General features: G+C 41.5%; 19 protein-coding genes and 1 tRNA gene. All 20 read right to left on the reverse strand.

Annotation, left to right across the window (positions count from 1 at the left end; translation table 11 throughout):
* Positions 1–22: 22 nt before the first annotated feature.
* The gene (locus bhn_RS11710; RefSeq protein ID WP_071177520.1) at positions 23–1,174 is read right to left on the reverse strand and encodes a THUMP domain-containing class I SAM-dependent RNA methyltransferase; all 1,152 of its coding nucleotides are present in this window, start codon (positions 1,172–1,174) and stop codon (positions 23–25) included.
* A gap of 80 nt (positions 1,175–1,254) precedes the next feature.
* A tRNA-Arg gene (locus bhn_RS11715) sits at positions 1,255–1,328 on the reverse strand.
* Positions 1,329–1,384: 56 nt separating this feature from the next.
* Entirely contained in the window at positions 1,385–2,524 is a 1,140-nt protein-coding gene (locus tag bhn_RS11720; protein WP_071176862.1) for an HD domain-containing phosphohydrolase, read from the reverse strand.
* Positions 2,525–2,555: 31 nt separating this feature from the next.
* The gene (locus bhn_RS11725) at positions 2,556–3,737 is read right to left on the reverse strand and encodes an acetyl-CoA C-acetyltransferase (RefSeq protein WP_071176863.1); all 1,182 of its coding nucleotides are present in this window, start codon (positions 3,735–3,737) and stop codon (positions 2,556–2,558) included.
* A 135-nt stretch (positions 3,738–3,872) separates the two neighbouring features.
* Positions 3,873–4,619 (reverse strand): energy-coupling factor ABC transporter ATP-binding protein, encoded by a 747-nt coding sequence (locus bhn_RS11730; protein WP_071176864.1) that lies wholly within the window; start codon positions 4,617–4,619, stop codon positions 3,873–3,875.
* Positions 4,616–5,389 carry a cobalt ECF transporter T component CbiQ gene (cbiQ, locus tag bhn_RS11735; protein WP_071176865.1) on the reverse strand — a complete coding sequence of 258 codons (774 nt, stop codon included), beginning with the start codon at positions 5,387–5,389 and terminating at the stop codon, positions 4,616–4,618. Before cbiQ ends, bhn_RS11730 begins: the two co-directional genes overlap by 4 nt.
* Before the next feature lie 15 nt (positions 5,390–5,404).
* Positions 5,405–6,409, reverse strand: a complete 1,005-nt coding sequence (locus tag bhn_RS11740) for an energy-coupling factor ABC transporter permease (RefSeq protein WP_071176866.1) — start codon at positions 6,407–6,409, stop codon at positions 5,405–5,407.
* Positions 6,410–6,575: 166 nt separating this feature from the next.
* Complete coding sequence (mtnA, locus tag bhn_RS11745; protein ID WP_071176867.1) at positions 6,576–7,661, reverse strand: S-methyl-5-thioribose-1-phosphate isomerase; 1,086 nt, start codon at positions 7,659–7,661, stop codon at positions 6,576–6,578.
* A 9-nt stretch (positions 7,662–7,670) separates the two neighbouring features.
* Entirely contained in the window at positions 7,671–7,865 is a 195-nt protein-coding gene (locus bhn_RS11750; protein ID WP_071176868.1) for a hypothetical protein, read from the reverse strand.
* Between the two features lie 90 nt (positions 7,866–7,955).
* Positions 7,956–9,005, reverse strand: a complete 1,050-nt coding sequence (locus tag bhn_RS11755) for an electron transfer flavoprotein subunit alpha/FixB family protein (protein WP_071176869.1) — start codon at positions 9,003–9,005, stop codon at positions 7,956–7,958.
* Between the two features lie 28 nt (positions 9,006–9,033).
* A complete protein-coding gene (locus bhn_RS11760) occupies positions 9,034–9,825 on the reverse strand; it encodes an electron transfer flavoprotein subunit beta/FixA family protein (RefSeq protein ID WP_071176870.1) in 792 nt (263 codons plus the stop codon).
* 36 nt (positions 9,826–9,861) lie between these two features.
* Complete coding sequence (locus bhn_RS11765; protein WP_071176871.1) at positions 9,862–11,022, reverse strand: acyl-CoA dehydrogenase; 1,161 nt, start codon at positions 11,020–11,022, stop codon at positions 9,862–9,864.
* A 26-nt stretch (positions 11,023–11,048) separates the two neighbouring features.
* Complete coding sequence (locus bhn_RS11770) at positions 11,049–11,924, reverse strand: 3-hydroxyacyl-CoA dehydrogenase family protein (RefSeq protein ID WP_071176872.1); 876 nt, start codon at positions 11,922–11,924, stop codon at positions 11,049–11,051.
* A 39-nt stretch (positions 11,925–11,963) separates the two neighbouring features.
* Positions 11,964–12,758, reverse strand: coding sequence for an enoyl-CoA hydratase-related protein (locus bhn_RS11775; RefSeq protein WP_071176873.1), 795 nt, complete (start codon positions 12,756–12,758; stop codon positions 11,964–11,966).
* Positions 12,759–12,956: 198 nt separating this feature from the next.
* Positions 12,957–14,147, reverse strand: a complete 1,191-nt coding sequence (locus tag bhn_RS11780) for an acetyl-CoA C-acetyltransferase (RefSeq protein ID WP_071176874.1) — start codon at positions 14,145–14,147, stop codon at positions 12,957–12,959.
* A 187-nt stretch (positions 14,148–14,334) separates the two neighbouring features.
* Entirely contained in the window at positions 14,335–14,865 is a 531-nt protein-coding gene (hpf, locus tag bhn_RS11785) for a ribosome hibernation-promoting factor, HPF/YfiA family (protein WP_071176875.1), read from the reverse strand.
* 337 nt (positions 14,866–15,202) lie between these two features.
* The gene (locus tag bhn_RS11790) at positions 15,203–16,711 is read right to left on the reverse strand and encodes an alpha-N-arabinofuranosidase (RefSeq protein ID WP_071176876.1); all 1,509 of its coding nucleotides are present in this window, start codon (positions 16,709–16,711) and stop codon (positions 15,203–15,205) included.
* Positions 16,712–16,725: 14 nt separating this feature from the next.
* Positions 16,726–17,622 carry a carbohydrate ABC transporter permease gene (locus bhn_RS11795; protein WP_071176877.1) on the reverse strand — a complete coding sequence of 299 codons (897 nt, stop codon included), beginning with the start codon at positions 17,620–17,622 and terminating at the stop codon, positions 16,726–16,728.
* Between the two features lie 25 nt (positions 17,623–17,647).
* Entirely contained in the window at positions 17,648–18,571 is a 924-nt protein-coding gene (locus tag bhn_RS11800) for an ABC transporter permease (protein ID WP_071176878.1), read from the reverse strand.
* A 70-nt stretch (positions 18,572–18,641) separates the two neighbouring features.
* A complete protein-coding gene (locus bhn_RS11805) occupies positions 18,642–20,288 on the reverse strand; it encodes an ABC transporter substrate-binding protein (protein ID WP_071176879.1) in 1,647 nt (548 codons plus the stop codon).
* Positions 20,289–20,478: the final 190 nt, after the last annotated feature.

Genomic DNA, 20,478 nt, shown 5'->3' on the forward strand with positions numbered 1-20,478 from the left:
CTGATCCCATCATAAGTTGCAATTAGTTACTTGTTCTCTTTGGTGGCTTTGGTCCCATGTACTGATAAAAATAGGTCCTGATCATGCCGTTATAGATCTTTCTGTTTTTATCAGCTTTTTTGCCAATATATTTCTCTGCCTGCTCAAAGCCGGTAATAAGGTACATAGACCATGAATCAAGAGCCTTGTATCTCTCTCCAATAGTCTTATATAGAGCTGGAAGCTCTTTCTGATCACCAATTCTCTCACCATATGGTGGATTGGTAATGATAAAGCCGTACTTTTTCCTGTGGCTAAGATCTGCGATATCTCTAGCCTGGAAGTGGATAAGGTGGTCTACGCCAGCTTTCTTGGCATTGATCCTAGCTATCTCAACCATCTCAGGATCAAGGTCATAGCCTTGAATATCTGTCTCAATGTCAGTAATGATCTCGTCCCTCGCCTCATCACGTACGTCTGTCCAGTTCTGAGGAGTAATAAGATGCTTCCAAGTTTCAGCTGTAAAGTGTCTATTCATACCTGGTGCAATATTAGCAGCCATCATGGCAGCCTCAATAGGGAATGTACCACTACCACAAAAAGGATCCACAAGTATCCTGTCTCCTCGCCAAGGTGTCAGCATGACAAGAGCTGCAGCAAGGTTCTCAGCTATAGGAGCCTTAGACTCAAGTCTACGATAGCCTCTCTTGTGCAGTGAATCTCCAGTTGTATCAAGTGCTACAGTAACTTCGTCCTTCATAAGAAAAACTCTGATAGGATAATCTTCAGCGTCTTCCTTGAACCAGTCTGTGTGATAGCTTTGTTTCATTTTCTCGACGATGGCTTTTTTCATGATGGACTGGATATCTGATGGACTAAAGAGCTTACTTTTGACACTAGAAGCCTTTTTTACCCAGAATTTTCCTCTCTCAGGAATAAATTCTTCCCATGGAAGAGCCTTAGTACCCTGATAGAGTTCCTCAAAGGTCTCAGCATGGAAGCTTCCTACCTTGATAAGAATTCTCTCAGCTGTTCTAAGTCCGATATTGGCGCGGCATACAGCATCAGCATCTCCAGCAAAAGAGATCCTGCCGTCCGAAACCTCAGTAATATCATATCCCAGATCGATTATTTCTTTTTTCAGTACTGCTTCAAGACCAAAATGGCATGGAGCAATTAATTCAAATTTTTTCATCATAGATTAAATTATACAATATCCATTCTTTTTTTTATAGAAAAAAAGGATGCATCTGAAACCAGATGCATCCATTCTAATGTGCGTGACAGGATTCGAACCCACGACCTTCTGGTCCGTAGCCAGACGCTCTATCCAGCTGAGCTACACGCACTCATGTCTTGCGACAACATGTTATATTATATTCGCGGCAAATATCTTTGTCAACAATTAATTCTCATAAGGTGAATAGCCACCATTTTCTGCCGCTTCCTCGGCTTTGGTCTGGTTTACAAGAGCTTCCATGTCAGGTCTTGCAAATTCAAAGCATGCCAGTACTTCAGGTGAAAATACGCCGCATTCTCCATCCTTGATCATCTCAAAGGCTTTATCCAAAGGATATGCAGACTTATATACCCTATCACTCACTAAGGCGTCATAAACGTCAGAGATTGCTGTAAGCTGAGCTGCTATAGAATTTTCTTTTCCCCTAAGTCCATCAGGATAACCGCCGCCATCCCATCTCTCATGGTGATGCCTGCAGATATCAAGGCACATCTCATAGTACTCTTTTTCCTGAATGTCTTTTAACCTTTCAATGATCTCACATCCTCGTGTAGTGTGAGATTTCATAACCTCGAACTCTTCAGATGTAAGTCTTCCGGGCTTTAGAAGGATTGAATCCGGAACTGCTATCTTACCTATATCGTGCATAGCAGAAGCCTGAGTCATGACGTCTATAATATGCGGTGTCAGTCCAAGATCCGGATAATTGTTCATAGCAGTAAGAGCCAGGATACGCACAAAGCCCTTGATGCGCTTTAAGTGGTATCCTGATTCCATACTTCTGAATTCAACAATCGTAGCAATAGTGTCTATAACCTTCTCATTGCTGGACTGCAATTTTTCTTCCTGCTTTTTAAGATACAAATACTGCTTCTTGAGGACTCTGGTCTGATCATCTACCTGAATTTCAAGATTATTCTTGTGATCATAGAGCTCTATAGTTCTAGATACTCGTCTATCAACGATAACAGGATCAAAAGGCTTATGTATAACATCAGCAGCACCCTTCTGATAGCTATTTCTCTCCGCTTCAGTAGAAGTATCAGCCGTGATCATAAGTACGGGGATAGTCTCATTTAAGTTATCCTTTTGTGTCATGGTCTCCAAAACAGCATAGCCGTCCATTTCTGGCATTACAATATCAAGAAGGATAGCAGCAAGCTTGCCTTCGTTTTCTTCCATCATCTTGATTGCTTCTATGCCATTTCCAGCCTCAAGGATATTATATTTTTCTTTGAATATCTCTGCCAGAATGCCTCTGTTGATCTCATTATCATCAACAACAAGAATATAGCGATCTGCCATACATACCTCCGTCAAAAGAAGTAGTGAAGTATTAGCGCTCTACTATCGCAGCACATCCCATTCCGCCGCCTACGCAAAGAGTTGCAAGACCCTTGTGTGCGTCACGTCTCTGCATCTCGTAAAGAAGAGAAACAAGAATTCTGTTTCCTGAGCATCCTACTGGATGTCCAAGAGCGATAGCGCCACCGTTTACATTGAGTACATCATTGCTAAATCCAAGGTCATGCTGAACAGCAACTGACTGTGCAGCAAAAGCCTCATTTGCTTCTATAAGTTCGAAGTCACCGATTGAATATCCTGCCTTCTTCATAACCTTCTGTGTAGCTGCTACAGGTCCGATACCCATGATGCTAGGCTCAACACCTGCAAGCTCACCAGCGATCCATGTTCCTAAAGGCTTAACTCCGAGCTCTTTTGCCTTTTCTTCACTCATAACGATAATTGCAGAAGCAGCATCATTGATTCCTGAAGAGTTAGCTGCTGTAACTACGCCGCCATCTTTCTTGAATGCTGGCTTGAGATGTGAGATACCTTCAGCAGTAACGCCCTTTCTTGGTCCCTCATCTGTATCAAATACAATAGTACCTTTCTTGGTCTTGATCTCTACAGGTACGATCTCTTCTTTGAACTTGCCTTCTGCAATAGCCTTTTCAGCCTTGTTCTGTGACCAAGCAGCAAACTCATCAAGCTGCTCTCTTGTAAGGTGCCACTGCTCAGCAATGTTCTCAGCTGTAATACCCATGTGATATCCGCCAAATGCATCCGTAAGAGCATCCTTGATCATAGCATCCTGAAGCTCTCCTGATCCCATTCTGTATCCATAACGGCCCTGCTGCATGAGATAAGGAGCCATTGACATGTTCTCCATACCACCTGCTACGATGATGTCTGCATCGCCCATTCCAATGAGCTTAGCAGCAAGGTTTACACAGTGAAGTCCTGATCCGCAAAGTACGTTGATAGTTGTTGCTGGTACCTCTACAGGAATACCTGCATTGATAGCTGCCTGTCTAGCTGGGTTCTGTCCAAGTCCTGCCTGGATTACACATCCCATGTATACTTCATCAACCTGCTCTGGTTTAACGCCCGCTCTCTTAAGAGCCTCCTTAACAACGATTGCTCCAAGAGCTGGTGCTGGTGTTGTTGATAATGTTCCGCCCATTGTTCCGATAGCTGTTCTACAAGCTCCGGCCAAAACTACTTTTCTTGCCATATTATGTTATCCTCCGTTTTTGTGAATTAAAAGAAGTGGTAGAGCCCACTATGACCTCATACCACTTTTATTCTACCATTACTAGCCCATAGGCTCAATGATTTTACATATTTTTTATCGTTTTATTGAATATAATTATCGTGTATTTAAACTGAGCGGAAGCTCTAGGCCATGAGTTTCCAGAAGTTCTTTATCACGCAATATCGTATTAGTATCCCCATCAGCAATAATGCGGCCTTCATCCAAAAGAATCGTCCTCTTGCAGGTATCCATGATGAAATCAAGGTCATGAGAAGTAATGATCTTAAGAACATCTAGTTCATTAAGTATACCTATCAGATTTCTTCTGTTCCTAGGATCAAGGGCGATAGAAGGTTCATCCATGATGATGATATCAGGCTCCATGGAAAGGATCGTAGCTATAGAGGAAAGCTTTTTTTCGCCGCCAGAAAGCTTATAGGTGTGCTTATCTCTAATATGTGTAGCATGTACCTTCTCAAGAGCTTCAGTAACTCTTCTTTGGACCTCGTCCTCAGAAAGCCCATAATTACGAGGGCCGAAAGCTACGTCATCTTCTACTTTAGACAAAAAGAGCTGACTATCAGAGTCTTGAAAAACAAATCCCACATGTTCTCTGATATGATTTAAGTTCTTTTTATTGACTTCATGACCTGCCACTGTGAGCTTACCTGTGTAATCAAGCTTTAGCCCCACTAATAGCTTCATAAGAGTTGACTTGCCGATTCCATTTGCTCCTATTACGCCTATACTCTCGCCATCTCTAGCTGTCAGACTTATATCCTGAAGTACATTATTGCCATCTTCATAGGTAAAGCTTAAGTTTTCAATTTTTAACAGTTCTCCGTGTATACCAGTCTTCATAAAACAACTCTCCACCTGATCAAAATAAAGATTACAATCCATACAACAGGAAAGATAATGTCTGTTTTCTTAACCTTCTTTTTGACTGTGTTAAAATCCCCTTTAAAGCCTCTAAGAAGCATACTTTCATATACTCGTTCTGCTCTGTCCATACTGCGAAGCAGCCACTGACCCACAAGAGTTCCCCAGGCACTATATTGGATACCTTTTTGTGATGGAGCTCTTAGGCTATAGGCCGTTGTTATCCTTCCAGCCTCCTCTGCCATAACTCCAAAATATCTGTATATCAGCATTATGACTAATATCATTATCTTAGGCATTTTTATACATCCAAACGCATAGCAGATGTCATCGATAGAGGTTGTTATTATAAGAGAATATGCTGCAAGCACAGTATACACCCCCTTTATTACAAGGGTGAGCATAGAAAGCATTCCAGTAGTTATTCCAATTTTACCAATATAGAAAAGAACTGTTTTATCAAAAAAAGGATTGAATATACCAACAAATATTACTAGAGGCAAAACCAGCCTCATTCGGTATATCCCATCCCTAAAAGACAGGTCACCTATCACAAATATAAACACAAGATACACTGACATAAGGATCAGTGTAACGATATCATACTTGTTAATAGATGCCACTAAAACTATGTATAAAACGCTAACAAGCAGCTTTCCCAAAGGATGAAGTTCATTCATCCAATGAGAACGCTGCTGCATTTCTTGAATTTTACTTAATTCATTTAAATTCTTTTCAATAGAACTCATTTAATAAATCAGCTATTAGTTCGAAGCCTCTTTTTTCTTAAAGAACTTGAACGCATAGCATGCTCCTACGGTAATAAGGACAACTACTATTGCTCCTACTATACCAGAAAAGCTTGTGCCGAGTACAGACTCACTATTAGAAAAAGCATAATCAGGAAGAAGTGATGTTGTTTCCTGAATACCTGCTGCTGTTTCATAAGCTCCGCCAGTTGCCTCTAATTCTGATGTTCCGGCAACCTGTTCCATAGACCACTCAAGTCCATCTGGGAAAGCTGAAGCAAAGAGTGAAACAATGCCGCCGCAGATTGCTGCAAGTACTGCAATAACAATAATAGTATTCTTGAATGATAGCTTTCCTTCTCTGGCTGTTGTCTCTTCACCAACGCCCCATAACAGTTCTGGTCTAGCCTCATATACAAAAACAAGCACTGCAGCTGTAATAAGTCCCTCAACAAATCCAATAGCTAAGTGAATCGGCTGCATAGTAGCTACAAATACTGAGAACGGAAGCTCTGTTATGCCTGATATAAGAGTTTCGATTGTAACTGAAAATGCTCCCATCTGAAGTGTCAGCACACATCCTATAATTGATGCTGCGATTATCTTTGCCCTTGAGGCACCTTTTTTCATAAATGGCTTCCATATCAGAAGCGCTCCCACAAAGCACCCGTAAAAGGCCATATTCCATATATTACATCCTAAAGCCAGTAAACCTCCATCTGCAAATAAGAGGCACTGTACCAGTAATACTCCGATCATAGTAAGGAATCCAGCGAAAGGTCCAAGCATTGCTGAAAGCATCATACCTCCGCAAAGATGTCCTGATGAACCTGTTCCAGGAATTGTGAAATTGAGCATCTGTGTTGCAAATACAAAAGCTCCCATAACTCCCATAACCGGAATCTTCTTTGGGTCATTTTCTTCTCTTACTTTTTTAACAGAAAGACCTGCTGTTCCTGTTGATAAAACATACATGGTGCCCGCAACTGCTGGTGCAACCAACGCATCTGCCATATGCATAATTCTTTACCCCCATGGTACTCTAATTCTTATTTTTCGAAACTTATATGCGCGCTATATAAGTTTCTGTGTATATTGTCTGGATATGAACAAAATACACCTTGGCAACACATTTAGTATAAGTCAAGAAAAATAAGGCTCACAAGCCCCCTAGGGGGTTAAAATTTTAGCGATTTTTGTGTTCTTCAAAAAGTTTCCTGATTGCCACGTCATATGGTGACTTGAGAACTCCATACTCAGTTACGATTCCTGTGATCAGTTCATTATCTGTGACATCAAAGGCAGGGTTATATACCTTAACGCCCTCTGGAGCCATACGCTCTTTGTACCACATCTCTGTGACTTCCTCAGGTTTACGCTGCTCAATATTGATATCATCGCCAGTCTTGGTGTTAATATCGATAGTTGAAGTTGGTGCGCATACATAGAAAGGTATTCCATATCTCTTAGCCACAGTTGCAACAACGCTTGTACCAATCTTGTTGGCAGCATCACCATTAGCCGCAACTCTGTCACAGCCTACAAATATAGCATTTATAGCCCCTGTCTTCATAAGTGAAGCAGACATGTTATCGCATAAAAGAGTTGTGTCTATTCCGGCAGAATGAAGCTCAAACGCAGTAAGTCTTGCTCCCTGTAAAAGAGGCCTTGTCTCATCGCAGTATACCTTGATATTCATGCCCTTTTCATGAGCAAGATACATAGGCGCTGTAGCTGTTCCATACTTGCAGGTAGCAAGCTGACCAGCGTTGCAATGCGTCAAAAGTCCATAGCCATCCTTTATGAGCGTTAAGCCATTTTCACCAATGCGTCTGCAAACATCAATATCCTCAGCCTTGATTCTCTCAGATTCTGCACGCATCTCTTCTATAGTTTTTGATAGGTCAAAAGACTTACCGGTTCCTGTAAACTCAACTACATGGCTTTCCATACGCTTAAGAGCCCATGAAAGATTAACAGCTGTTGGTCTTGAAGAATTTAGATAGTCGCTCTTTTCCTTAAGCTCTTCCATAAATTCTTCATAGCTGGCAGCTTCTGAATGCTTCATAAGAAGATACAGTCCAAATCCGGCAGTGACACCGATAGCTGGTGCGCCCCTTACCTGTAAAAGATATATAGCATCCCATATCTCTTTGCCTGTATGAAGTCTTATAGTCTCAATAGTACCTGGTAAAAGAGTCTGATCTATGATCTCAATGGCATCATCCTCATCTACAAGTGCAACCGTCTCGTAATCTAAAATGCTTTTCATATTAGCTCCTTATAGTTTCCCCATCAATTCTTCTGCCACTTCACTGCCGTGCTTTGCAGCATATGAAGCCCACTTCTTAGCTTTAGTGAGATTTTTTTCTCCAAAATCGCCTTTATAATATCCAACTGCAATCTTCTCTGCAGCCTCTATACTTCCTTTTCCAGCCTTATCAATAAGGTCTAGTAGTTTTTGCTTCTTATCCATCTTGTTCCTGCTTTCTAAAAATTAACTTTAGTAATTATATACTAAAAAAGGAGCTCAGGCAAAACCTGAGCTCCTCAATAATTCTATAAATTAGTTCTTAGAAGCAAGTGCTTCCTTGATGCTCTTTGTAAGAGCTGGAACGATCTTGTTAAGATCTCCAACAACACCATAATCAGCTACATCAAAGATAGGAGCGTTCTCATCCTTGTTGATAGCGATGATGATATCTGACTCTTCCATACCTGCAACGTGCTGGATTGCTCCAGAAATACCGATTGCGAAGTAGAGCTGTGGACGAACAGTCTTACCTGTCTGACCTACCTGAAGATCCTTTGGCTTCCAGCCTGAATCTACAACGGCACGTGAGCAAGAAACTGTTCCGTTAAGAGCCTCTGCAAGGTCATCAAGGATCTTGAAGTTCTCAGCTGAACCAACTCCACGTCCACCAGATACAAGGATCTTAGCAGCCTGGATATCAGCAACTGAAGAAGCTTCTTTAACGATCTTAACGATCTCTGTATAGCAGTTATTCTCTTCGAAACCTGGGTTGAACTCAATAACCTCAGCCTTAGCACCCTTAATAGGATCAATCTTCTGCATAACGCCTGGACGAACTGTAGCCATCTGAGGACGGAAGTCTGGGCAAGCGATTGTAGCGATTGTGTTACCGCCGAATGCAGGTCTTGTCATAAGGAGCTGCTTATGCTTTGTCTCTCTAGCTGGTGATGGCTCAAGAGGGAAATCACCAATCTCAAGACTTGTACAGTCAGCTGTAAGACCTGTATGTACTCTTGATGATACTCTAGGACCAAGATCTCTACCAATTGCTGTAGCACCAACAAGGAGGATCTCTGGCTTGTACTCATTGATAACAGATGTAAGAGCGTGTGTGTAAGGCTCTGTTCTGTAATCCTTAAGTGCTGGATCATCAACTACGATTACTCTATCTGCACCATACTCTGCAAGCTTGTCAACAAGACCCTTAACATCGCTTCCAAGAAGTACAGCAGTTACTTTTTTCTCATCAAGGTCATTAGCAAGATCTTTTGCCTTGCCAAGAAGCTCAAGCGCGATGCTTGAAAGCTCATTGTCTACCTGCTGAGCAAATATAAATACACCCTTATATTCTTCTAAAGACATGACTTTTCTCCTTTTTCTTAAACAAATTTTAGATGACGTGCTTCTCTGTAAGCTTACCTACGATATACTGAACTGCTTCGTCAGCTGAATCAGGAGTAACCTTTTCACCCTGACCCTTCTTAACCTTATCAGAAGCCTTTGCGATCTGTGTAGGTGATCCCTTAAGACCAAGGTTAGAATCGTCAACATCCTTAAGATCTGCTCTTCCCCAAACTGTAACTTCCTTGTCGAAAGCATCGAAGATTCCGCCAGGAGTCATATATCTAGGCTCGTTGAGCTCTGAAAGAGCTGTTACAAGACAAGGCATCTTAGCCTTTACGATGTGATATCTATCCTCGAACTGTCTCTTAACTTCTACAGTTCCAGCCTTCTCATCAACCTTAATCTCTTCTGCGTATGAGATTACTGGAAGGTGAAGGTGCTCAGAAATCTGAGGACCAACCTGAGCTGTATCACCATCGATAGCCTGACGGCCTGTGATGATGAGATCATAATCAAGATTTCTAAGTGCTCCAGCAATTGTTGAAGATGTTGCCCAAGTATCAGCACCACCGAGTACTCTATCTGTTACAAGAACAGCCTTATCAGCACCCATTGCCATAGCCTCTCTAAGAACAGCATCAGCCTTAGGAAGTCCCATAGTAAGAACTGTAACCTCTGCGCCATACTGATCCTTTAATCTAAGTGCTGCCTCAAGACCTGCTTTGTCATCAGGGTTCATGATAGCAAGCATTGCACCTCTATCCAATGTTCCATCGGGTTTGAACTTAACGCCGCCCTTTGTATCAGGGACCTGCTTAATGCAAACTACAACTTTCATTTTATTGTCTCCTTCTATTATTCTCAAAATAAGTGATTACTTTAACAGTGCACCAGAGATAACCATTCTCTGAACTTCTGAAGTTCCTTCGTAGATCTCTGTGATCTTAGCATCACGCATCATACGCTCAACTTCGTACTCTCTGATGTAACCGTAACCACCATGGAGCTGTACAGCCTTAGTTGTAACATCCATAGCAACTTCTGCTGCGAAAAGCTTAGCCTTAGCAGCTTCTACAGAATAAACATCTTTCTTCTTCTTTGCATCTGCTGCGTTGTAAACAAGAAGTTTAGCAGCTTCGCACTGTGTTGCCATGTTAGCAAGCTGGAACTGTGTATTCTGGAAAGCACCGATAGCTCTACCGAACTGCTTTCTCTCTTTTACGTACTCAACTGTTCTGTCAAGAGCACCCTCTGCAATACCAAGAGCCTGAGCAGCGATACCAATACGTCCGCCATCAAGAGTGTGCATAGCAATTGGGAATCCCTTTCCACGAGCACCAAGAAGGTTCTCTGCTGGGATATGGCAATCCTGGAAGATAAGCTCGTATGTTGATGAACCACGGATACCCATCTTGTTTTCCTTTGTACCGAATGTGAATCCAGGAGTTCCCTTCTCAACGATAAATGCTGAGAACTTCTTCTGCTTTCTTCCCTTCTTGTCCTCTACGATATCTGTATAAGCGATGATGATATAAACATCAGCAACTTCACCGTTTGTGATAAAGCACTTAGATCCGTTAAGAACCCACTCTTTACCATCTTCTGTAAGAACTGCCTTTGTCTGAACGCCCTGAGCATCTGTACCAGCCATAGGCTCTGTAAGACCAAATGCGCCGAGCTTCTCACCCTTTGCAAGAGGTACAAGGTACTTCTGCTTCTGCTCTTCTGTACCATATGTAAGAATAGGATCGCAGCAAAGTGATGTGTGAGCAGATACGATAACTGCTGTTGTACCACAAACCTTTGCAAGCTCCTCTACACACATAACGTATGTAAGAGGGTCACAACCCTGTCCGCCATACTCCTTAGGGATAGGAATACCCATGAAACCATACTTCTGCATCTTCTTAACGGTTTCCATTGGGAATACCTCTGTCTCGTCAACCTCTATTGCGTTTGGCTTTACTTCTTTTTCTGCAAAATCTTTGAAAAGAGCTCTTGCCATTTCATGTTGCTGATCAAGCTGAAAATCCATTATATTTTCCTCCATTTAATAAAATATTACATGCGATCTGTAGGAACCTTGTTTCCATCTGCATAGTTGTAGAATCCGATTCCTGTCTTAACACCAAGCTTCTTACCACGAACCATCTTACGAAGGAGTGGGCAAGCACGGTACTTGCTGTCACCTGTCTCTGAGTAAAGAACATCCATGATTGCAAGAACGATATCAAGTCCGATGTAGTCACCGAGCTCAAGTGGTCCCATTGGGTGATTGCAACCAAGCTTCATAGCTGTGTCAATACCCTGAATATCTGAAACGCCCTCTGAATATACGAAGATACCTTCGTTGATCATAGGAACAAGGATTCTGTTTACTACGAAACCTGCAGCTTCGTTAACCTGTACAGGTGTCTTTCCAAGGTCTTCAGAGATCTTCTTGATCTTGTCAACCATGTCGTCAGGTGTGTTAGCACCCTGGATAACTTCAACGAGCTTCATAACAGGAGCTGGATTGAAGAAGTGCATACCAATGATAGGCTTTGAAAGGCCTGCACCGATCTCTGTGATTGAAAGAGATGATGTGTTTGATGCAAAGATGCAATCAGGATTCTTAACAATGTTCTCCTGAAGCTCTTTGAAGAGGTTCTTCTTGATATCCATAACTTCAAGAGCAGCCTCAACTACAAGATCAGCATCTGCACAGATATCGTTAAGACCTGTCTGGATCTTACCTGTGATCTTATCAGCTTCCTCCTGAGTCTTCTTTCCCTTAGCAACCTGCTTATCAAGACCCTTCTTGATCTTAGCAAATCCGCCCTCTGCAAACTCAGTCTTGATATCGCAAAGATATACTTTCTCTACGCTCTCAGCCTGAGCAAATGTCTGAGCAATTCCTGATCCCATTGTACCTGCGCCAATAACAGCTACTTTCATTTTAAATTCCTCCTATAATGTTTATTATCTATGAAAAAGTTATGCGTTCTTGAATGCAACAACCTTAACCTTAGCTGGGTCGTCTTTCTTTCTAAGGAAGTTAGCCATTCCTTCTCTCTGATCTTCTGATTCGAAGCATGAACCAAAGAGCTTCTCTTCGATTACAAGTGCGTTGTCGATATCTGTCTGAAGACCATCGTTGATTGCCTTCTTGCATGCTCTAACAGCGATAGGAGCATTAGCAGCGATCTGAGAAGCCATCTTCTCTGCAGCTGCAAGGAGCTCTTCCTGTGGATATACAGCATTTACAAGACCAATTCTGTAAGCCTCGTCAGCCTTGATGTTACGTGCTGTGTAGATGAGCTGCTTAGCCATTCCAGCGCCGATAAGACGAGCAAGTCTCTGTGTTCCACCAAATCCAGGTGTGATTCCAAGACCAACCTCTGGCTGACCAAACATAGCATTTTCTGAGCAAATACGAATATCGCAGCTCATTGAGATCTCGCATCCGCCACCAAGTGCAAATCCGTTGACTGCAGCAATTACAGGAAGTGGGAACTGCTCGATCTTGCGGAAAATATCATTTCCCTTCTTACCAAAAGCTTCTCCCTCTGCCTTAGAAAGTGTGCTCATCTCTCCGATATCTGCTCCAGCAACAAATGACTTGTCCCCAGCGCCTGTAAGAACAACTGCTCTTACTACATTAGTATCAATGCTGTCGAAGGCAGCCTCAAGGTCATCAAGAACCTGTGAGTTAAGAGCGTTGAGCGCCTCTGGACGATTGATTGTTACGATTGCAATTTTGTCTTTAACTTCGCAATTAACAAAACTCATTTTTTATCCTCCTATATATGTTGTAGTGATACCCACTACTTATTAGTGATATACGCATGTCTCCGCTTGCGCTCTCGACATGCTACATACATTCGGAATCCGCGCTGCCGCGCTACTTCCTCATGTATGTTCGGGTCTTAAACTGAAGTAGTCTGCATAGTGCAAGCACTGCAGACTACTTCATCTTAATCCCCTATATCACTCATATTTCTCTACAATAGTAGCGCAGCCCATTCCGCCACCGATGCAAAGAGTTGCAAGACCCTTCTTAGCATCAGCTCTTCTACCCATCTCGTGAAGAAGAGTAACAAGAATACGGCATCCTGAAGCTCCAACTGGATGTCCAAGTGCGATAGCACCACCGTTAACGTTAACCTTGCTCATATCGAATCCAAGGTCCTTAGCAACTGCAACTGACTGAGCTGCAAATGCCTCGTTAGCCTCGATAAGATCGATGTTGTCAAGTGAAAGACCAGTCTTATTAAGAACCTTCTTTGTAGCAGCTACAGGTCCGATACCCATGATCTCAGGCTCAACACCAGCAAGTGCTCCGCCTACCCATGTAGCCATAGGCTTGATTCCAAGTTCCTTAGCTTTCTCTTCGCTCATTACAACAACTGCTGCTGCGCCATCGTTGATACCTGAAGCGTTACCAGCTGTAACAAGACCGCCCTCTTTACCAGAGCAGCATTTAAGCTTTGAAAGGCTCTCAGCTGTTGTGCCAGCACGAGGACCCTCGTCTGTCTTGAACTCAACGATTTCCTTCTTAACCTTTACAGGAACAGGAACGATCTCATCGTTGAACTTACCTTCTGCCATTGCCTTTTCACACTTCTGCTGTGAATTAGCTGAGAACTCATCGAGCTCTTCTCTTGTAAGGTTCCATCTGTCGCAGATATTCTCTGCTGTGATCATCATGTGATAGTGATTGAATGCATCTGTAAGAGCATCGTTTACCATTGTATCTACAACTGTACCGTTGTTCATACGATATCCGAAACGTGCATTTGGAAGTGCGTAAGGAGCCATTGACATGTTCTCCATACCACCAGCTACAACTATATCAGCCTCGCCTGCTTTAATGAGGTCAGCTGCCATATTGACACAGTTAAGACCAGAACCGCAAACTACGTTGAGTGTAACTGCAGGAGTCTCGATTGGAAGACCTGCCTTGATTGATGCCTGTCTTGCAACGTTCTGTCCAAGACCTGCCTGAATAACGCATCCCATAAGGACTTCATCAACCTGCTCAGGCTTTACACCAGCTCGATTAAGTGCCTCCTTAATAACAATAGATCCAAGTTCTGCTGCAGGAGTATTGCTGAGAGCTCCACCCATCTTACCAATGGCTGTTCTAACAGCACCTGCGATAACAACTTTCTGTGCCATATTAAATTCCTCCATAATGTTTTTTTGTAGATTATCCTATGCTGGAAACCAGCGAATAATCACATTGATAAAAATTTATCAGAACAGATTAATTCTAGCATACACCTTAGACAAATGCAACAAAAATAACTCCCTTTCGGGAGTTATTTTATAAAAAGTCAATAATTTGATATTTTTTTAACAGTATTTAATTTTCAGGCTCGATCAGTCCGTATGTATTTCCTTTTCTCTTGTACACTACATTAACCTGATCAGTTTCCGCATTAACAAATACAAAGAAATTATGTCCGAGAAGCTCCATCTGTACACAAGCGTCCTCAGCATACATAGGCTTGGGGTCGAATTTCTTCATACGCTCGATCCTGATCTCTTCATCATCCATATACTCGCTGTCAATGAACTCTTTCTTGAAGTTGCTGGCCTCTGCCTGCATCTTGTCAACAAGTTTGCTCTTGTACTTCTTGAGCTGTCTCTCTATGACCTCTTCTACAAGATCGATAGATGCATACATGTCGTTGCTGATCTGCTCAGCACGAATGATCTTACCTTTTACGGGAATGGTAACCTCAATCTTATGCCTTTCCTTGTCCACATTAAGTGTAACGTTAGCAATTGTGTCAGGAGTGAAATACTTTTCAAGCTTTCCAATCTTTTCTTCAACTGCTGCCTTTAATCCGGGTGTCACATCAATGTTCTTTCCTACGATAGTAAATCTCATGCAATCATCCCCTTTGCTACCACCATAGCCAGCTAAAATTCACTGACTAAAGGCTTTTTATTTATGAAGATATTATACCATTTTGGAAAGTGTATATGCAATTCAATCCGGTTCATTTTACTTTTTGTGAGAAATGCACAAATAAATATCTATTGCTTTTTATTGTGTAAAATACATTTGTAATTGACCTTTTATGTGGACATTGTGGATAACTTCGTGTATAAGTCCAAAAATCAGCATTTGCACCCTGTGGATTGTGGATAACTTTTGAACAATGTATGAAAAAAAAATTATTTTTTGATGTTGACTTTTTCCTTTATGTGCAAATTGGAGAATTTTATTTTCTGCAGATCCTTAAGGTGACAAGGCTACAAGGTGGTATTGTCACCTTTAAGACTTTTCCACATGCCTCAAAGCCTTCAAATTTCTTTTCCACAACCTTTTCAGGATTTTCAAAATCATTGTAATCCTTCATATTTCCTGACAAGACGGCACCTTCAACTGATGCAACTTCCATTTCTCTAAAATCAATCTCAACGATATTATCCTTATCAACATCAATATTATTTAGAGAAACAGTTATTATTCCATCTTTGTCAATTGATACTGATTCATTTACATTCGAAGCGACATCCTCACCTATACCGATCTTTTCATCTCCCTCAAGGTAACTCTCAAGAAGATCAGCGCCCTGATGATGCCTATACATATGAAATACATGATAGGTTGGAGTCAGCACCATCTTGTCATCCTCAGTAAGGATAACTGACTGAAGCACATTTACTATCTGAGCAAGGCATCCCATCTTAACTCTGTCAGAATGCTTATTGAAAATATTGAGCGTAGCACCAGCAACCTGAGCGTCGCGCATAGAATTCTGCTGAAAAAGAAATCCCGGATTAGTACCCTCTTCCACATCATGCCAGCATCCCCACTCATCAACCAGCATAGCAATCTCTTTATCAGGATCGTACTCAGACATAATATGGTCATTTATAGTAATGATCTCATCCATATAATATGCCTTGCGCATAGCCCTATAATATTCTTCCTTTGAGAATTCTTTTGCACTGCCCTTGTGTTCCCAGTCATTTACAACAACATAGTAATGAACAGAAAATCCGTCCATGAAACCATGGGTTCCCTTTGGCGCAGGATGTCTATAGCAGGTTTCAAAAATTTCTCTTGTCCACTTGTAGTCATCTGCATTTGGTCCGCAGCAGACCTTTTTGATAGGCTTATTTCCATTGTAGCAGCGAACATAGGTCTGATAATTCCTGTATTTATTGCCATAATAGTCAGCAGTCATATTACCGCCGCAGCCCCAGTTCTCATTACCAACGCCAAAATAATCAACAGTCCAGCCTTCCTCGTGCCCATTTTCTTTTCTAAGGTCAGCCATAGGAGAAACGCCGTTAAAGGTCATATACTCAACCCACTCGCTCATTTCTCTCACTGTGCCGCTTCCAACATTACCATTAACATAGGTTTTGCAGCCAAGCTGCTTACAAAGTTCGAAATACTCATGGGTTCCAAAGCTATTATCCTCAATAACTCCGCCCCAATGGGTATTTATCATCTTCTTTCTCTTTTCCTTTGGACCAATACCATCCATCCAATGGTACTCGTCAGCAAAGTTTCCACCCGGCCAACGAAGTACCGGAATCTTAATGTCTTTTAACGCATCGACCACGTCTCTGCGCATGCCGTTGACATTATCAATCTTCGAATCATCCCCTACATAAAGCCCACCATAGATACATCTCCCCAGATGCTCACTAAAGTGGCCATAAATCTCAGGCTCTATGTGACTTAATCTGTGATCTTCATTTATGTGTAATTTCATATATAACCCCTTATTTATCCCTTAACGCCGCCAAGTGTAATACCTTTAACAAAGTTGCCCTGTATAAAAGGATAAGTTACAAGAATTGGTAAAACGCCTACAGTCGCCATAGCCATTCTGACGGAAACAGATGGTATGGAGGCAAGACCCACTCCAGCATCCTGAATATGAGCACTGTTCTGGGACAGATACTGAATATTCTGCATCATCCTGTTAAGCAGATTCTGCACTGAGTAAAGGTCCGTTCTCTTTGTCAGATAAATATAGCCATTCATCCAGTCATTCCAGTACGCAATACCTGCGAAAAGACCTATCGTAGCGACTATAGGCTTTGAAAGCGGAAGTACAACACTAAGGAAAGTTTTGAATTCCGAAGCGCCATCAATATAAGCAGCATCCAGGATCTCATTTGGAATGCTACTACAAAAATATGACTTCATAAGAAGTACATTAAATCCATTCATCAAAAGTCCAGGTATCAGAAGTGCCCAGAAGGTATTTTTGATACCAAGTGTGATTGAATAAACCATGTATGTTGGTACAAGTCCGCCATTAAATAACAAGGTAAAAAATACAAGAAACAGCAGTACGGATCTTCCTGGAAGTCCTGGCTTGGACAGAGCATAAGCCAGCATAGTCGTAATAGAAAGAGCTATTACTGTTCCTACTATTGTCAGGATAACAGATATGCCATACGCATGAAGTACTGAATTACCCGTCTTAAAGATATATTCATAAGCATACACACTCCATTTTTCCGGAGTAAAAGAATATCCATTGGCAATAAGGGTGTCGTTATCTGTAAATGATGAGATAACCAAAAGTACAAACGGCACCACTGCAAGGGCAGACAAGATTATCATCACAATATGAGCAAATATCTGAAAATGTCTTTCTTCTCGAGTTCTCATTTTATCGTCCTTCCTGTCTACTTTTTTAGAACAATGCATATTCCGGATCAATCTTTTTAACGATCAGATTAGATCCCAAAACCAGAATAAAACCTACAATAGACTGATACAGGCCAGCTGCAGATGACATGGACATATCCCCAAGCTCCAAAAGTCCTCTGTAAACGTAGGTATCAATTGTGTTTGTGACACTAAATAATGCACCCTGGTTCTGTGGAACCTGGTAAAAGAGTCCAAAGTCTGAATAAAAGATTCTTCCTATTGCCAAAAGAGTCATCATTATAATAGTAGTCTTTAAAAGAGGAATCGTTATCTGGAAAATCTGCTGCCACTTGGAAGCACCGTCTATTGATGCTGATTCATAAATACTTCTATCTATTCCAAGAATGCTGGCAAGATAGATAACGCAGTTGTAACCAATTCCCTTCCAGGCACTAACAAATACCAGAATAAATGGCCAGTATTTCTTTTCCATGTACCATGATACAGGGTCCATCCCAAGAGGCTTTAATATTGAGTTATTGATGAATCCATTTTCCGTAGAAAGAAATCCAAATACCAGATAGCTTACGATTACCATAGATATCATGTATGGCAAAAGAATAAAGGACTGATATGCCTTTTTAACCTTGGATGTCAGTTCAGCCAGCAATATAGCTACAAATATCGCAAGTATTGTGTTGACCAGGATAAACACCAGATTATACAGGATAGTATTTCTTGTGATAACAAAGGCATCCTTGGTAGCAAAGAGATACTTGAAGTTCTTAAAGCCCACAAAGTCTGATCTGAAGATACCTTTTTTTGCATTAAATTTCTTGAAAGCCAGAACCAGACCAGGAAGTGGAAGGTAATTGTTTATAAAAAGATATATCAGTCCCGGTGCAGCCATGATATATAAAGGAATATATCTTTTAAAGTTTTTTCGGTTAGTCTTTTTTGAAGGCATATTATCACCCTTTCAAGTAATTCATCTTAAGAGAAAAGCCCCCGAAAGAATCGGAGGCTTTTTAACATCTTTAATTGATTCCGTTCTCCTTAGCCCAAGCATCAAGAGCTTCCTGCTTGGCAGCCATATAATCATCAAGTCCAGCAGCCTTAAGTGCATTCTCAAGATCTGCGATACCTTTTTCAGGTTCTACGAAACCATAAACAACAGATGGTCCAAACTCATCGTAAGCATTCTTAAGAGCTGTGTACTCAGATGCATAATCTGAATTGTCCCATGTAAAGCCAAGAGCTTTTGACTTACATGCACAGTTGTCATTGAAATCAGAGATCTGCTGACCAAGGTCAAGTGGATCTCCCTGCCATACATATGTTACGTATGGGTTAGGCATAAGCCAAAGAACGTTTGGATAATACTCTGAATTGTTTGCATCAACGCCATCAGCATATGTGATAGTTCCATCAGAGTTAACCTGGAAATCTTTTCCTTCCTGTCCCCAGCACATAAGTGTTTCGATTGTTGAGTCTGTGTAAAGAGCATTGAGTACCTGAAGTGTAGCTACAGGGTCCTCTGTGTTCTGATTTACACACCAAGGGAAAGAAGAAATTGATGAAGAACTCATAAAGCTCTCACCTACATCGAATACAACCATATCTCTTCCGCACTCACCAGAGATCTGTGTCTTGTATCCAGGCTTGCAGCAAGCCATCATAGCCATATATGATCCAGATTTAACCTTTGCAGATGCACCTGTTGTATCTGTAAGAGCATCCTGTGAAAGGTATCCAGCCTGATTCCAGTCATATGCTCTCTGTGCCCACTCTTTGAAGATATCTGATGCATAAACATCTTCGATCTTAAGTGAATTCTGAGGATCAAGAAGTGTTCCAAAGTAGTCACCACCGATGTTATCTACTGAGCTACCCTGTGTAAGCTCGTTATCCTGGATAGCCATTACGTACTTATCAGGATATTTTGCATGTAACTGGCTGTAGATCTCGTTGATGTCATCCCATGTAGCCTTAGGATAGCCAAGGTCACTAAGTGGAAGCTTAGAAACATCATATCCTATACCATCAAGGTATTCCTGTCCTACGCATACCGCGCAAGTTTCAATAGCGTAATCCTTGATTGGAGGTGTTCCATATAAAACTCCGCCAACTCTGCAGGCATCAATGTAGTCCTGACGAACCTTTTCCTTTATACCGCCGCAATAATCATCAAACATTCCGTTTTCTTCAAGATCAAGAGTATAGCCATTATTGATAGATGAACTATATCCAAGAATACATGTTGAGAAGATATCTACCTGTTCACCAGATGAAAGCATAAGCTTCATGTCATCTCCATAAGCAGCTGAATCAATGATCTGAAGTTCAACATCAAGTCCAAGTGTCTCTTCTGTATAAGCGCAAAGAGCTTCATTTACTCTATCAAGGCCTGCTGGTCTACCTGTCCAGTCAAAGAAAGAAATAACAACCTTCTGATACGTTCCTGACTTCTCAGCTTCTGCCTTTCTATCAGCGATTGCCTGAGCAGCCTTATCTTCACTAGCTGCGTCGGTATCTTCGCTTGTTGTCTCAGCCTTGTCTTCACTCTCTGTCTTTTCCTGTGACTGATCCTGTTCCCCAGTCTCAGTTGCTGCGCTGCCGCATCCGCTCAAAACCATGGCTGCAGTTGTTGCACTTAGCAATAAAGAAGCAATTTTCTTTTTCATAGCATCCTCCATAATTTAGCAACAATTCATATTCATTTTTCTTCCGGTTATGTTAATCGATTAACTTGATAAGTAAAATATATGACAACCCAAATGGGTTGTCAACATGATTTCGTGCAAATAATATACAGTTTGTTAATAGATAATGAATATAGCAAAAGATTATTGTGCATTTTTAACAATGCTTAAA

Source organism: Butyrivibrio hungatei, from assembly GCF_001858005.1.
GTDB lineage: Bacteria > Bacillota > Clostridia > Lachnospirales > Lachnospiraceae > Butyrivibrio > Butyrivibrio hungatei.

Bases quoted from the DNA above. Each gene is read 5' to 3' on its own strand.
- bhn_RS11720 (WP_071176862.1), bottom strand. From the start codon at position 2,524: ATGGCAGATCGCTATATTCTTGTTGTTGATGATAATGAGATCAACAGA.
- bhn_RS11755 (WP_071176869.1), bottom strand. From the start codon at position 9,005: ATGTCTTTAGAAGAATATAAGGGTGTATTTATATTTGCTCAGCAGGTA.
- bhn_RS11765 (WP_071176871.1), bottom strand. From the start codon at position 11,022: ATGGATTTTCAGCTTGATCAGCAACATGAAATGGCAAGAGCTCTTTTC.
- bhn_RS11770 (WP_071176872.1), bottom strand. From the start codon at position 11,924: ATGAAAGTAGCTGTTATTGGCGCAGGTACAATGGGATCAGGAATTGCT.
- bhn_RS11710 (WP_071177520.1), bottom strand. From the start codon at position 1,174: ATGAAAAAATTTGAATTAATTGCTCCATGCCATTTTGGTCTTGAAGCA.
- cbiQ (WP_071176865.1), bottom strand. From the start codon at position 5,389: ATGAGTTCTATTGAAAAGAATTTAAATGAATTAAGTAAAATTCAAGAA.
- bhn_RS11760 (WP_071176870.1), bottom strand. From the start codon at position 9,825: ATGAAAGTTGTAGTTTGCATTAAGCAGGTCCCTGATACAAAGGGCGGC.
- bhn_RS11780 (WP_071176874.1), bottom strand. From the start codon at position 14,147: ATGGCACAGAAAGTTGTTATCGCAGGTGCTGTTAGAACAGCCATTGGT.
- bhn_RS11795 (WP_071176877.1), bottom strand. From the start codon at position 17,622: ATGAGAACTCGAGAAGAAAGACATTTTCAGATATTTGCTCATATTGTG.
- bhn_RS11790 (WP_071176876.1), bottom strand. From the start codon at position 16,711: ATGAAATTACACATAAATGAAGATCACAGATTAAGTCACATAGAGCCT.
- hpf (WP_071176875.1), bottom strand. From the start codon at position 14,865: ATGAGATTTACTATCGTAGGAAAGAACATTGATGTGACACCCGGATTA.
- bhn_RS11805 (WP_071176879.1), bottom strand. From the start codon at position 20,288: ATGAAAAAGAAAATTGCTTCTTTATTGCTAAGTGCAACAACTGCAGCC.
- mtnA (WP_071176867.1), bottom strand. From the start codon at position 7,661: ATGAAAAGCATTTTAGATTACGAGACGGTTGCACTTGTAGATGAGGAT.
- bhn_RS11800 (WP_071176878.1), bottom strand. From the start codon at position 18,571: ATGCCTTCAAAAAAGACTAACCGAAAAAACTTTAAAAGATATATTCCT.
- bhn_RS11725 (WP_071176863.1), bottom strand. From the start codon at position 3,737: ATGGCAAGAAAAGTAGTTTTGGCCGGAGCTTGTAGAACAGCTATCGGA.
- bhn_RS11775 (WP_071176873.1), bottom strand. From the start codon at position 12,758: ATGAGTTTTGTTAATTGCGAAGTTAAAGACAAAATTGCAATCGTAACA.
- bhn_RS11740 (WP_071176866.1), bottom strand. From the start codon at position 6,409: ATGCATATGGCAGATGCGTTGGTTGCACCAGCAGTTGCGGGCACCATG.
- bhn_RS11730 (WP_071176864.1), bottom strand. From the start codon at position 4,619: ATGAAGACTGGTATACACGGAGAACTGTTAAAAATTGAAAACTTAAGC.
- bhn_RS11750 (WP_071176868.1), bottom strand. From the start codon at position 7,865: ATGGATAAGAAGCAAAAACTACTAGACCTTATTGATAAGGCTGGAAAA.